Raw genomic sequence first — 13,697 nt, forward strand, 5'->3', positions numbered from 1 at the left:
TTTTTCGTTTCGTCAACACCTTAATTTCAAGGAGTTTTCGAACCCTTTCCGCTTCAGGTCCGCGTTTGCGGGCCGCTGCGTCGGGGGAGGCGAACTATATGCCCGCCGAACCGATTTGGGAAGTGTTTTGTGAAAAATTCTTCACGGAATTGCCAAAAATTTGCGCTACGCCGCAGTCATGCTGGCGTGAGACGTCTGATGGCCTTGGAACTTCTACTTCCATCTAACAGGTAAGACATGGGGGCCATCGAGATTGCCCACCTGCAGCAACCCCGGTGCGCCTTAGCAAGTCACGAGCGACACGCGAGCAAAATTGCGCTTGCCCACCTGGATGACCCCCTCAAAGCCCTGCGTGAAGACGCGACTGGGATCCTCCACCACTTCGCCGTCGATCTTGACCGCGCGCTCCTTGAGCTTGCGGGTGGCTTCGGAATTGCTGGGCGTCAGCCCGGCGGCAGTCAGGAGACCGGCGAGGCGCAGGCCTTCGGCGGGAACCACCACTTCCTGCAGCGGCAATAGGCTGGTGTCGCCCTGCCCTGTCACCACGGCATGCCAGCCGGCAATGGCCTGCTCTGCGGTTGCGGCATCGTGGAACCGGGTGGCCAGTTCGCGTGCCAGGCGCAGCTTGACCTCGCGCGGGTGCAACTCCCCGGAGGCGACCTGCTCCTTCAGGCGCGCCGCTTCGGCCAGGCTGATATCGAAGGACAGCAAGTCGATCCAGCGCCAGGTCAGCGCGTCGCCGATCTTCATCGTCTTGGTGACGATGTCGATGGCCGGCTCGTTGATGCCGATGTAATTGCCCAGTGACTTGGACATCTTGGCCACGCCGTCCAGGCCTTCCAGCAATGGCATGGTCAGCACGATCTGCGGCGCCTGGCCGTAATGCTCCTGCAAGCCACGCCCCATCAACAGGTTGAACTTCTGATCGGTGCCGCCGAGCTCGACGTCTGCCTTCAGGGCAACCGAATCGTAGCCCTGCACCAATGGATAGAGGAATTCGTGAATGGCGATCGGCTGCTGGCTGCCGAAGCGCTTGGCGAAATCGTCGCGTTCGAGCATGCGCGCGACGGTGTGCTGGGCAGAGAGCTTGATCATGTCGGCCGCGCTCATCTGGCCGAACCATTCGGAGTTGAAGCGCACTTCGGTGCGTTCGCGGTCCAGGATCTTGAAGACCTGCTCTTCGTAGGTCCGTGCGTTGACCAGCACATCCTCGCGGCTGAGCGGCTTGCGGGTGGCGTTCTTGCCGCTCGGGTCTCCAATCATGCCGGTGAAATCGCCAATCAGGAAGATCACCTGATGGCCGAGCTGCTGGAACTGCCGCATCTTGTTGAGCAGCACGGTATGGCCCAGATGTAGATCCGGCGCGGTGGGATCGAAGCCGGCCTTCACCCGCAGCGGCTTGCCGCTGGCGAGCCGCGCCTGCAGCTGATCGAGCTTGAGGATCTCTTCGGCGCCGCGGCCGATGAGTGCGAGGGATTCTTCGATAGTGGCCAACCACAGACTCCAGCGGCGCTTGCCGTCAAAAACGTGAATGATGTTAAACGCGGGTTAATTCCGCGCCAAGTGAAAATAATGAACAGGCTCAATGGTTTGACGCGCTGTTACAGGCTGTCTATGGTACCGGCGATTGGGCTCGCACTTCGAGCCAGCGAGGAATTTGAACGATGCAGAACTCAGAGCAGGGCCGTGCACGCAAGCGGCGCTTTCACGAACGCCTCCACGTCCTCCACGACACTGCACTGCATCGCAAGCTCAAGGCCCATCTGCCGGCGGCATTCAATGACCGCTGGACACGGCGCCACTGGATCCACGCCAGCCTGTTCGCCACCATCGGCGCGCTGGTGGCAACGATCGTGCCGGGTTTTTCCAACGCCATCGACACACCGCTTTCCAGCCATTCCACGCTGGCGTTGCCGTTGCCGCCGCTGATTCCCAGCCGCAAGCAGCTGGCGCCGAGCACCGATTGGGAAATTCTGCAGGTCAAGCCGGGCCAGACGCTGAGTACCTTGTTCGGCGAGCTGGGAATCCCGACCACGGTGATGTACCAGGTACTGGCGCATCCGGGGACCAAGGAGGCGCTGACCAAGCTGCGTCCGGGCACCGAGATCGCCTTCGACATGCCGACGCCCGGGCAACTGCGCGCACTGCGCTTCGATCGCGACGACAGTCATCGGGTGGAACTGCGCCTGCTGGGCGACGCGGTGCGCGAGAACGTGACCGAGCGGGCGACCACCACGCGCACGGTGGTTGCCAGCGGGGAGATCAGCAGTTCGTTGTATGCATCGGCCGGCAAATCCGGATTGTCGCCGGCGGCGGTGGCGATCATGACCGACGAGATCTTCAAGTACGACATCGACTTCGACAAGGATCTGCAGCCCGGCGACCGTTTCAGCGTGGTGATGGACGAGTCCTGGCGCGAAGGCGAGCGGATCAGCACCGGCGACATCCTGGCGGCGACGTTCACCACCGGCGGCAAGACCTATACGGGGTTTCGCTTCGAGCGCGCCGGCAAACCGGCCGAGTACTTCGACATCAATGGCCGCCCGCTCAAGAAGAGCTTTATCCGCATGCCGGTGGCCTATAGCCGGATCAGCTCCACCTTCGGTGCGCGCAAGCATCCGGTGCTGGGCACCATGCGCATGCACAAGGGTGTGGACTATGCGGCCGCCTCGGGCACGCCGATCATGGCAGCCGGCGATGCGCGGGTGGTGTTTGTCGGGACCCAGCGCGGTTACGGCAACGTGGTGATCCTGGATCACGGCAAGAACTACAGCACGCTGTACGGGCACATGTCGCGCTTTGGCAAGATCAAGGCCGGGCAGCGCATCAACCAGGGCACGGTGATCGGCTATGTCGGCATGACCGGCCTGGCGACCGGCCCGCATCTGCATTACGAATTCCGCGTGGGCGGGCAGCAGCGCAACCCGATGTCGGTGACGATGCCGCCGCCGGAGCCGCTGCAGGGCGCCGAGCTGGCGGCGTTCCGCGCGCAGACGGCGCCGGCGCTGGCGCGCATCGAAGGCATGGAGAAGCTGATCTACGCCGACGCCGCCAAGCCTGCCAAGGGCAAGTCGCGCGGGTGACTGCGGGCGGCTGGGCGACTGCGCCGGCCGTTGAGGTGGTTGGACCGCGCAAGGTCCGCCGAAGCTGACATCGCACCCAGCCATGCCGCGCGGCGAGCTGGGTTGCGTACCTCCTGCACCGCTGCGCAGCGGCGTCAGCCACTTCACGCAACCACGGCGTTCGACCTGACCTGTCCGCCGCGCATGACGTGGACACGATCATTGGAGATGCCTGCGGCTTGCAGGCCTCACGGCTCGTCGGCAATGCACGTCGCGAAGGTACCGTTACGACGGTGATTTCCCGCTGCGCATCTGCTGCGGGAAGCGGCACCAGTTGACGGACCGGGTACGGCTGCACAAGCTGGCCGGCCGTGTCTTTTTGGCTTCGGCATGTCTGTCTTGGAACACGTTGACTCCCCCCTGTACCTGGGCCTGATGTCGGGAACCAGCGCCGATGGCATCGATGCGGCGCTGGTGCGCTTTGCCGACGCCACCCACCGCCGCTGCGAACTGGTGGCCGGGACGACGGTGGCGTGGGAGCCGCAGTTGCGCGAGACCTTGGTGGCGCTCGGCCAGGGCGCCGAGACGGTGGTCATCGATGCGCTGGGCCAGCTGGACGCGCAGGTGGGGCTGGCGTTCGCGGCGGCGGCCAATCAGTTGATCGGCGACAGTGGCGTGGAGCGTCGGCAGATTCGCGCGATCGGCTCGCATGGGCAGACCATCCGCCACCGGCCCAACGCGAACCCGGCGTTCACCTGGCAGATCGGCGATGCCAGCCGGATTGCCGAGCACACCGGGATCACCACGGTGGCCGATTTCCGCCGTCGCGACATTGCCGCCGGTGGCCAGGGTGCGCCGCTGATGCCCGCCTTCCATCTGGCCATGCTGGGCGCAGGCGACGAAGACCGCGCCGTGCTCAATCTGGGCGGGATCGGCAACCTGACCTTGATTCCGCGCGATGGCGCGGTGCGGGGATTCGATACCGGCCCGGCCAATGCGTTGCTGGACAGCTGGTGTCAACGCCATCACGGCACACCGTTCGATGCCGAGGGTGCGTTTGCCGCCAGTGGGCGCGTCGATGCGGCCTTGCTGCAGGCGCTGTTGGCCGATCCGTGGTTTGCGTTGCCACCACCCAAGAGCACCGGCCGCGAGCAATTCCATCTGGACTGGGCAGTGCAGGCGATGGGCAACGCGCGGTTGGATGCTGCCGATGTGCAGGCGACCTTGCTCGAACTCACCGCTGCCAGCGTGGCCGATGCCTTGCTGCGGCTGCAGCCAACCACGCGCCGGGTGCTGGTCTGCGGCGGGGGCGTACGCAACCCGGTGCTGTTGGCCCGACTGGCGGCGCGGCTGCCGGGCGCGATGGTGGAATCCAGCGCGCGGTACGGGCTGGACCCCGATTACCTGGAGGCGATGGGCTTTGCCTGGCTGGCAGCCGAGTTGATGGCCGGACGCGCTGCCAATCTGCCCTCGGTGACTGGGGCCGCCGGGCCCCGGCTGTTGGGAGCGATCTATCCGGCGTGAGCCCGTCGGCCTTTTCCAGCCTGGATGGAGCGGCTGCGGCGCTAGGGATTATTTCCCGCCGGCAGCGCCTTGAGCGCGGCAATCGCCTCGGCCAACGCATCGACCTCCGGGTGCTGCAGGCCGCCGGTGACTTCGTATTCGCTGGCGAACAGGCCTTGTTCGAGCAGATGCATGACAGTCTGGTGCTGGGTCCAGCCACGTGCAACGGAAATGCGGCGAATACGGTCCACCAGCACCGGGTCGATGTCACGCAATACCAGATCGGTCATGCCCTGCCTCGTGCAATGCGCTGCCCCGCGCGCATCATCGGCAACCTTGGCGGACGTTTCAATCCGGCCGCCTGTCGTGCGCCAATAGCCGCGGCCACAACCAGGCCAACAGCAGCAAGGTGGGAATGACGGTCAGGGCGCTGAGGATGAAGAAGGTGCTGTAGGAGGTCGCATTAATCACGGACCCGGAGACGGCACCGGCGAACTTGCCCGGCAGGTTGGCTAGCGAGACCAGCAACGCATACTGGGTTGCGGTGAAGTTGCGGTCGGTCAGCGAGGACATGAAAGCCACCAGCACCGAGGCGGCGAAACCCTGGAACAGGTTATCGGCACTGAGCGCGGCATAGAACGCCCACAGCTTGCCGGGGTTATGCGCCATCAGCAGGAACGCCAGGTTGGACAAGGCCACCCCCAACGCGGCCACCAGCAACATGCGCCGGAACCCGAACGCGGCGACTGCGGCACCGCCAGCGAAGGCTCCGACAATCCCCATCCAGACGCCGAACAGCTTGGAGACGGTGGCGATATCGGCCTTGGTGAAGCCCGAATCCAGGTAGAACGGGCCCGCCATGACGCCGATCACCTGATCGGGAAACCTGTACAGGCCTACGAACAGCAGCAGCGCGATGCCCAGCGCCAGCCCATTGCTGGAGAAAAAACTGGAAATCGGTTGCCAGAAGGCACCTGAAACATCGACTCGGCGCACCACTGTCGCCTCGGGACGGTCGGGCTCGCGGCACAGCAAGGTGGTGACGATCGGCACCAGCATCAGTGCAGCCATGCCGACATACGCCCATGTCCAACCAAGGTATTCGGCCATGTACAGCGCGCCCGCGCCGCCCAGGATCAGCCCGATGCGGTAGCCCAGCGTGTAGGTCGCCGCCAACGCAGCCTGTGCGGAATCCGGTGCGACTTCGATGCGGTACGCATCCACGACAGAATCCTGGGTGGCCCCCCAGAACGAGGCGAACAGCACCCAGCCGACCAGGCCGGTCACGCTCAGATCCGGGCGCGAAAATGCCAGCGCGAACAGGCCGATGGTGACGCCGATCTGCGCCACCAGCAGCCAGGAGCGACGACGCCCCAGAAACGCAGTGAGCGGAAACGCGTAGCGGTCGATCAGCGGCGCCCATAGAAACTTGAGGAGATAGAAAAAGCTGGCCAGGCTGATAAAGCCGATGTCTTGCAGGTCCAGCCCTACATCGCGCAATCGGACGGACAAAGTCTGCGAGGCGATCAGCAGAAACGGCAAGCCGCTGCCGAAACCCAGCAGCGCCAGGGTCGCCGCCGAGGGCGTGGCGAAGGCGCGCTGGATACCACGCCAGCCTTTATAGCTAGGTGCGGACGTGGTCATGCGTCACACGGGCGAGAACGAACGCCAGTGGTCGTGGCCGGCGCGGCCCACCGCACCGCCGCATGCAGCCCGCCGCGGACGATCGTCATGGCGTCAAGCGTCTTGTCTTGAGCGGTCTGTGCAGCACCCCGACGACGCGCGCCCGTGCCGAGGACGAACGTTTTGAGCGGCATCGGCACACTGCGTAATGGCGAATGAGAGCCACCGCGCGTGCTGCAATGGCCAAGGTGCGTCCAGGTGGCGATATCGCCGGCGAGGTGTTCGCCCCATTCCGTAATAGGCTGACGCGATGTGACGGAAATCGCAGCCTTGACCTGCCTCACTGCGCGTAATCCACGATGTACGGCGCGTGGTCGGAGAAGCGTTCTTCGCGGTAGATCGAGCAAGCCTTCAGGGTGTCTCGCAGGCCGGGGGTGACCAGTTGGTAGTCGATGCGCCAACCCACATTGTTGGCGCGCGCCGCGCCGCGATTGCTCCACCAGGTGTAGTCCTGGCCCTGCGGATGCAGCACGCGGTAGCTGTCGACCCAACCGCGGCCGTCGGCGGCGCTGGCGTCTTCTGGCGCGTCGGCACACAGGCCGTTGAGCCAGTCGCGCTCGGGCGGCAGGCAGCCGGAATTCTTCTGGTTGGATTTCCAGTTCTTGATGTCCAGCGCCGTGCGCACGATGTTCCAGTCGCCGCACAGCACGTACTGGCGGCCACTGGCCAGCCATTCGTCCAGGATCGGCCGCAGCCATTGCATCACCTGGAACTTGTAGTCCTGGCGCAACTCGCCCGAGGAACCGGAGGGGATGTAGAAGGACACCACGCTGAGGTTGCCGAAGCGCGCTTCGATATAGCGCCCCTCTTCGTCGAACTCCGGCCAGCCCAGCGCGGTACGCACCTCGTCGGGCTCGTGCCGGCTGTAGATCGCCACTCCGCTATAGCCCTTCTTGGTGCTGGCGTCGCGAAACCAGGCCTTGTAACCGGCGGGCAGGAAGTCCGGCCCGGCCAGTTGGTGCTCCTGGGCCTTGGTCTCCTGCACGCACAGCACATCGGCGTCCTGGGCGGCGAACCATGCGAAGAAACCCTTGCTGGCGGCCGAGCGCAGGCCGTTGGCGTTGAAACTGATGATGCGCATAGGGGCCGGGAATGGGAAATTGGGAATGGAGAATCGTAAAGCCTACCCCAGACGCATGCGGAAGGCTGCCGGCGCGCGATGCGTTTACCATTCCCGATTCCCTATTCCCCATTCCTGGCCAATGACCGACCACCGCACCCGTTTCCTGCAGCTGGCCCTGGGCACCGATGCTTTGCGCTTTGGCGAGTTCACGCTCAAGTCCGGGCGGCTCAGCCCGTACTTCTTCAATGCCGGGCGCTTCGATTCCGGCGCCAAGACCGCGCAGCTGGCGCAGTGCTATGCCGATGCGATCGATGCCGCCGGCGTGGACTTCGACCTGTTGTTCGGGCCGGCCTACAAGGGCATCCCGTTGGCGACCGCGCTGGCGTGCGCCTACGCCGGGCGCGGGCGCGACCTGCCGCTGGCGTTCAACCGCAAGGAAGCCAAGGACCATGGCGAAGGCGGCACCCTGATCGGCGCGCCGCTGGCCGGCCGTAAGGTGTTGATCGTCGATGACGTGATCACCGCCGGCACGGCGATCCGCGAGGCGCTGGCCATCATCCGCGCCGCTGGCGGAACGCCGTCGGGGATCGTGGTGGCACTGGACCGGCAGGAAATCGCGTCCGATCAGGACCGCCGCTCCGCCGCGCAGGCGGTGGCAGCCGAGGCCGGCATTCCCGTGATCGCGGTAGCCAACCTGGGCGACCTGCTTGCTTTTGCGGCAGGAAACGCCGACCTTGTGGGCTTCCAGGAACCGCTGCTGGCCTATCGTGGCCGCTACGGGACCGAGACCACAGGCTGACGGCAGGCGACAGGGGGCTGCGACGATGCCAATACACACACGTTCGGCATTATTCGCCGTTGCGGCGGCTGTCGCTGCGACACTGGTCATGGCTGCGCCGGCCGGTGCGCAAGACAAGCCGGCCGCCAAGAAGCTGTATTGCTGGAACCAGAACGGCGCCCGCGTGTGCAGCGATACGCTGCCCCCGGAGGCGGTGAACCAGGCGCGCGACGAATTCAACGTCAAGAGCGGGATGCGTAGCGCCGAGGTGCAGCGGGCGATGAGCAGCGACGAGCGCGCTGCTGCTGCGGCCATCGAGCAGCAACGCCAGGCCGATCTGGCCGCCGAGCAGACGCGCCAGCGTACCGACCAGGCGATGCTGATGTCGTACCAGAGCGAGGACGACCTGCGCCGGGTGTTCAACGAGCGCATCGCCATCGTCGACAACAACATCCATACCGCGCGCTTCAATGTGACCAGCCTGCGCGAAGGGTTGGCCAGCCTGCTGCGCAGCGCCGGCGACCGCGAGCTGGCCGGCCAGACAGTGGCCGACAAGCTGGCCGGCGACATCCAGCAGCGCCATCGCGATTTGATGGCGCAGTTGCGTCTGCAGATCAGCTTCGAGCAGCAGCGGGTAGCGCTGGATAGCGAGATCGCCGACATCCTGCAGCGCTACCGGGCCATGAAGGAGCCACCCGCCAGCGCCCCGCCCGCCGGCTGAGCGGCGCTTGCGTCATCCCGGCCGTGCGGCGCACCGCCGCGGGCGGCATTTCCCGATCCGGCGCCCTGCCCGCATAATGGCCGGTCTTACTCTTCGCCCACGAGGCTCTCCCGCATGGCCCGGATCATCGCCATTGCCAACCAGAAGGGCGGCGTCGGCAAGACCACGACCGCCGTCAATCTGGCGGCCGGCCTGGCGCGCGCGCCCAAGCGTGTATTGCTGGTGGATCTGGACTCGCAGGGCAACGCCACCATGGGCAGCGGCATCGACAAGCGCGATGTGGCCGCCTCCACCTGCGATCTGCTGCTGGGCGAAAACACCGCCGCGCAGATCCGGGTGACCGCGCCGGAAGGCTTCGATCTGCTGCCAGGCAACATCGACCTGACCGCCGCCGAGATTCAGCTGATGGACCAGGGCGAACGCGAGCAGCGGCTCAAGCGCGCCTTGGCGCCGATCCGCGACGAGTACGATTTCATCCTGATCGACTGCCCGCCGGCGTTGTCGCTGCTCACGCTCAATGCGTTGACCGCGGCCGATTCCATCATCGTGCCGATGCAGTGCGAGTACTACGCGCTGGAAGGGCTGACCGCGCTGCTGGAAACCATCGAAGCGCTGCGTGCCAACCTCAACCCGGCGCTGGAAATCGAAGGCGTGCTGCGCACCATGTTCGACATCCGCAACAATCTGGCCAACGCGGTATCGGCCGAGCTGACCGAGCATTTCGGCGACAAGGTGTTTCGCACCATCGTGCCGCGCAACGTGCGCCTGGCCGAGGCGCCCAGCCATGGCCAGAGCATCGTCGGTTACGACCGCACCTCGCGCGGCGGGGTGGCCTACCTGGGGTTGGCCGGTGAGATCGTGCGCCGCCAGAACGACCGCAACAAGGCCGTCCGGCCCGTGGAGACCGTCTGATGAACAAGCCGATCCCCGCAAAGAAGCGTGGCCTGGGCCGTGGCCTGGAAGCGCTGTTGGGGCCCAAGGGCGCGGCGGCGGCAGCGGCACCCGGTGCGGCCAGCGAAGAGGCGTTGCAGCCTGGCGATAGCTTGCGCCAGTTGCCGGTGGCCCAGCTGCAGCCGGGCAAGTACCAGCCGCGCAGGGAGATGGACGAGATCAAGCTGGCCGAGCTGGCCGAGTCGATCAAGGCGCAGGGCGTGATCCAGCCGATCGTGGCGCGCGAGCTGGCACCGGCGCAGTTCGAGATCGTGGCCGGCGAACGCCGCTGGCGCGCTTCGCAGCTGGCTGGGCTGACCGAAGTGCCGGTGGTGGTGCGCGAGCTGGACGACCGCACCGTCATCGCGATGGCGCTGATCGAAAACATCCAGCGCGAAGACCTCAACCCGCTGGAAGAAGCGCAGGCGCTGCAGCGGCTGATCGACGAATTTTCGCTGACCCATGCCGAGGCCGCCGGCGCGGTGGGACGCTCGCGTGCGTCGGTCTCCAATCTGCTGCGGTTGCTGGAATTGCCGGTGGCCATTCGCGTGTTGCTGGAAACCCGCCGGCTGGAAATGGGCCACGCGCGCGCGCTGCTCACCCTGGCGCCGGAGCTGGCCAGCAAGCTGGCACAGGAAGCGGCCGACCAGGGCTGGTCGGTGCGCGAAGTCGAACACCGCGCGCAGCAGTTCGCTGCCGGCAAGGTGCCCGGCTCGCTGCGCAAGGGCAAGCCGGCGCCGGTGGCCCCACAGGCCGATATCGCCTCGCTGGAAACCGAACTGTCCGAGTCGCTGGGCACCAAGGTGGTGTTCAATCACGGCCGCGGCGGCAAGGGCAAGCTGGTGATCCATTACACCGATCTGGACACGCTGGACGGCGTGCTCGAACGCCTGCGCATGCAGCGCAGCTAATCGCCTGCACATCCAACAGGATCCTCGTCGGCCATGAATCCCGCCAAGGTGGACCGCCAGCATCTGCTGCAGCTGACCGATTTGCCCAACGTCGGGCCGGCCTGCGAAAAGGACCTGCGCCTGATCGGCATCCGCGTGCCTGCGCAGCTGCGCGGACGCGATGCCTACGACATGCACGCACAGCTATGCCTGCGCACCGGCGTGCTGCACGACCCCTGCGTGATCGATGTGTTCCTGTCGATCGTGCGCTTCATGGAAGGCGAGGCGGCGCAGCCGTGGTGGAAGTTCAGCGCCGAGCGCAAGGCCAAGCTTGCCAGCGAAGCACCGCTCGCCCTGCGGTGAGCGAAGACGCATGGCGCGCTGCAAACTTTATTTTGCGCCTGGTGTGAGCTGCGAGCACGATGAATCGCGCATGGCGCAAGGCGCACCGCAGGCGCGTGGGCAGCATCGGGATGCCGGACCCGCTGGCGGCGGTGCCCGCGATGCGCTGCGCGTGCGCATCCGCAGCGCCCGCCTTTTGTTTCCGCATTTCCCAGGATCACAGCCATGACCATTCTCGTCACCGGCGCTGCCGGTTTCATCGGTGCCTACACCTGCCGCGCGCTGGCGGCCCGCGGCGAGACGGTGGTGGGGCTGGACAACTACAACAGCTACTACGACCCGCAGCTCAAGCACGACCGGGTGGCGACGCTGTGCCCAGGCCTGGATATCCGCAGGCTGGACCTGACCGATCGCGAGGGCCTGGCCGCGTTGTTCGATGAGATCCAGCCGACCCGCGTTGTGCATCTGGCCGCGCAGGCGGGCGTGCGGTATTCGCTGGAAAACCCACACGCCTACGTCGACAGCAACCTGGTCGGCTTCGTCAACATGCTCGAGCTGTGCCGGCACCGCGGCGTGCAGCACCTGGTGTATGCCTCGAGCAGTTCGGTCTACGGCGATTCGGCCACCCCGCCGTTTTCCGAAGACCAGCGCGTGGACCAACCGCGTTCGTTGTATGCGGCAACCAAGGCCGCCAACGAATTGATGGGCTACACCTATGCGCAGCTGTATGGCCTGCGCGCGACCGGCCTGCGCTTTTTCACGGTGTACGGGCCGTGGGGCCGGCCGGACATGGCACCGCTGATCTTCAGTCGTGCGGTGCTGGCGGGGCGGCCGATCGAGGTGTTCAACCACGGCAAGATGCAGCGCGATTTCACTTTCGTCGACGATATCGTGGCCGGTGTACTGGGCGCGCTGGACACGCCCAGCGACGCGCCGGTGCCGCACCGTGTGTTCAACCTGGGCAACCACACGCCGGTGGAGCTGGAGTACTTCATCGACGTGATCGTGCAGGCCGCCGGCCGCCCGGCCGAGAAGGTCTACCGGCCGATGCAGCCGGGCGACATGATCCGCACCATGGCCGATACGCAGCGTGCGCAGGCCGCCTTCGGATTCGATCCGGCGACCCCGGTCGAGCGTGGGCTGCCGCAGGTCGTGGATTGGTGCCGGCAGTATTTCGGCGAGCGCGCCTAGCGCTTGGCGGGGTTTGCTGCAGGGTTGCACGTGGGCGTCGATGGGGCGCGCTAGCGTGGGGCGCGGGGGCTGCCATGCGAGCCAGATGCAGGGCGTACTGTCCAGCCGTCCTGACGTACGACCGCATGGCAGATAGGCAATGCACATGGCGGTGCGTGCCAACTACGCTGCGCCGGAAGAGGACGCGTGATCGGCCCGCAAGCCCACGCCTTTGCAGCCTTGCCACATCCCTACCATTCGCTACAGGCTGCTTCCAACCGTTCCAATGCGCATAACGCGTGCATGCTTCATGCCTGACTCAGAGAGTCAGGGCACAATGCCCGATCTTTTTCGCTCAGCCTTCATCCGGCCACCCTGCAACCATGAGCCAACCTCAGCTGTCCGTCGTCGTCCCGGTATTCAACGAGCGCGATAACGTCGCCACGCTGGTGGGCGAAATCGTCAGCGCCCTGCGTGGCGTGGTGGCCTTCGAAATCGTGTATGTCGACGACCATTCGCGCGACGACACGCTCGCAGTGCTGCAAGGCCTGAAGAGCACCACACCGGAACTGCGCGTGCTGCATCATGTGACCCAGAGCGGCCAGAGCACGGCGGTGCGCAGCGGGGTGAAGGCCGCACGCGCCAGCTGGATCGCCACGCTCGATGGCGACGGCCAGAACGACCCGGCCGACATCCCCAAGCTGCTGATCGCGCGCAGCCAGGCGCAGGCGCAGGTGAAGCTGTTCGCCGGCTGGCGGGTCAATCGCCAGGATTCTGGCTCCAAGCGCTGGGCCAGCAAATGGGCCAATGCGATCCGCTCGCGCATGCTGCGCGACAATACGCCCGACACCGGCTGCGGCATCAAGCTGTTCGAGCGCGAGGCATTTCTGGACCTGCCCTACTTCGACCACATGCACCGCTATTTGCCGGCGTTGATGCAGCGCGCCGGCTGGCGCACGGTGAGCGTGCCGGTCAACCATCGCCACCGCACCGCCGGCGTGTCCAAGTACAACAATCTCAATCGCGCCCTGGTCGGCATCCGCGACTTGCGCGGTGTGGCCTGGCTGATCACCCGCAGCAAGCGCACCGTGGTGCAGGAACGCTGATGGACCCGTCCTTTCTCGACCAACAACTGACCTGGCTGTACTGGACCGGCATCCACGTGACCGGGTGGAAGCTGATCGGCTATGTCGGCGCGCTGATGTTCGGCGGCCGCTGGCTGGTGCAGTTCGTCGCCTCCAAGCGCGCCGGCAAGCCGGTGATTCCGCGCCTGTTCTGGTACATGAGCGTGGTCGGCAGCTTGATGACGCTGAGCTATTTCGTGTTTTCGGCCAAGCAGGATTCGGTCGGTGTGCTGCAGAACCTGTTCCCGGCGTTTACGGCGTTTTACAGCCTGTATCTGGATGTGAAGCATCGTGGGTGGAAACGGGATAGGGCCGGTCATTGAGGCGGGGATTCGGGATTCGAATCGCCTGGTCCGGAGAGTTGCCGGTGATCGAACGCTGTAGGTGAGCACCGTGGCGGGTCGAGACGATCCGGGTGCGTGTTACTGCAA

General features: G+C 65.6%; 15 protein-coding genes. 11 read left to right on the top strand and 4 right to left on the bottom strand.

Annotated elements, in window-relative coordinates:
• The coding region (locus J7367_RS16090; protein WP_209028954.1) for a hypothetical protein at positions 1–227 on the top strand (227 nt) is incomplete at its 5' end.
• A 55-nt stretch (positions 228–282) separates the two neighbouring features.
• On the opposite strand, the gene tyrS is transcribed toward J7367_RS16090, so the two are convergent.
• The gene (gene tyrS, locus J7367_RS16095; RefSeq protein WP_057660398.1) at positions 283–1,494 is read right to left on the bottom strand and encodes a tyrosine--tRNA ligase; all 1,212 of its coding nucleotides are present in this window, start codon (positions 1,492–1,494) and stop codon (positions 283–285) included.
• Positions 1,495–1,664: 170 nt separating this feature from the next.
• Between tyrS and J7367_RS16100 the strand changes: the two genes are divergently transcribed.
• Positions 1,665–3,083, top strand: coding sequence for a M23 family metallopeptidase (locus J7367_RS16100; RefSeq protein ID WP_057660399.1), 1,419 nt, complete (start codon positions 1,665–1,667; stop codon positions 3,081–3,083).
• A 369-nt stretch (positions 3,084–3,452) separates the two neighbouring features.
• Entirely contained in the window at positions 3,453–4,586 is a 1,134-nt protein-coding gene (locus J7367_RS16105) for an anhydro-N-acetylmuramic acid kinase (RefSeq protein ID WP_057660402.1), read from the top strand.
• Between the two features lie 41 nt (positions 4,587–4,627).
• On the opposite strand, the gene J7367_RS16110 is transcribed toward J7367_RS16105, so the two are convergent.
• The 3 genes from J7367_RS16110 to J7367_RS16120 form a co-directional block, all read right to left on the bottom strand.
• A complete protein-coding gene (locus J7367_RS16110) occupies positions 4,628–4,855 on the bottom strand; it encodes a hypothetical protein (RefSeq protein ID WP_003489057.1) in 228 nt (75 codons plus the stop codon).
• Positions 4,856–4,913: 58 nt separating this feature from the next.
• Positions 4,914–6,209, bottom strand: a complete 1,296-nt coding sequence (locus J7367_RS16115; RefSeq protein ID WP_007964123.1) for an MFS transporter — start codon at positions 6,207–6,209, stop codon at positions 4,914–4,916.
• Positions 6,210–6,528: 319 nt separating this feature from the next.
• Positions 6,529–7,329 carry an exodeoxyribonuclease III gene (locus J7367_RS16120; protein ID WP_005930855.1) on the bottom strand — a complete coding sequence of 267 codons (801 nt, stop codon included), beginning with the start codon at positions 7,327–7,329 and terminating at the stop codon, positions 6,529–6,531.
• A 121-nt stretch (positions 7,330–7,450) separates the two neighbouring features.
• Here J7367_RS16120 and pyrE point away from each other — a divergent pair, with 121 nt between their 5' ends.
• From pyrE to J7367_RS16160, 8 genes are all read left to right on the top strand, one after another.
• Positions 7,451–8,110, top strand: a complete 660-nt coding sequence (gene pyrE, locus J7367_RS16125; RefSeq protein ID WP_057660404.1) for an orotate phosphoribosyltransferase — start codon at positions 7,451–7,453, stop codon at positions 8,108–8,110.
• Positions 8,111–8,198: 88 nt separating this feature from the next.
• Positions 8,199–8,810: a hypothetical protein gene (locus tag J7367_RS16130; RefSeq protein ID WP_057660406.1), complete on the top strand. Its 612-nt coding sequence runs from the start codon at positions 8,199–8,201 to the stop codon at positions 8,808–8,810.
• Between the two features lie 114 nt (positions 8,811–8,924).
• Positions 8,925–9,722 (top strand): AAA family ATPase, encoded by a 798-nt coding sequence (locus J7367_RS16135; RefSeq protein ID WP_005914407.1) that lies wholly within the window; start codon positions 8,925–8,927, stop codon positions 9,720–9,722.
• Complete coding sequence (locus J7367_RS16140) at positions 9,722–10,651, top strand: ParB/RepB/Spo0J family partition protein (RefSeq protein WP_022560182.1); 930 nt, start codon at positions 9,722–9,724, stop codon at positions 10,649–10,651. The genes J7367_RS16135 and J7367_RS16140 overlap by 1 nt, the downstream gene beginning before the upstream one ends.
• Positions 10,652–10,684: 33 nt before the next feature.
• Positions 10,685–10,993, top strand: coding sequence for a helix-hairpin-helix domain-containing protein (locus J7367_RS16145; protein WP_003489070.1), 309 nt, complete (start codon positions 10,685–10,687; stop codon positions 10,991–10,993).
• Between the two features lie 204 nt (positions 10,994–11,197).
• Positions 11,198–12,163 carry an NAD-dependent epimerase/dehydratase family protein gene (locus J7367_RS16150; protein WP_057660410.1) on the top strand — a complete coding sequence of 322 codons (966 nt, stop codon included), beginning with the start codon at positions 11,198–11,200 and terminating at the stop codon, positions 12,161–12,163.
• Between the two features lie 362 nt (positions 12,164–12,525).
• Complete coding sequence (locus J7367_RS16155; RefSeq protein WP_003489074.1) at positions 12,526–13,248, top strand: glycosyltransferase family 2 protein; 723 nt, start codon at positions 12,526–12,528, stop codon at positions 13,246–13,248.
• A complete protein-coding gene (locus J7367_RS16160; protein ID WP_005914402.1) occupies positions 13,248–13,589 on the top strand; it encodes a lipid-A-disaccharide synthase N-terminal domain-containing protein in 342 nt (113 codons plus the stop codon). The genes J7367_RS16155 and J7367_RS16160 overlap by 1 nt, the downstream gene beginning before the upstream one ends.
• Positions 13,590–13,697: the final 108 nt, after the last annotated feature.

The organism is Xanthomonas sp. D-36-1, from assembly GCF_017746155.1.
Lineage (GTDB): Bacteria > Pseudomonadota > Gammaproteobacteria > Xanthomonadales > Xanthomonadaceae > Xanthomonas > Xanthomonas cissicola.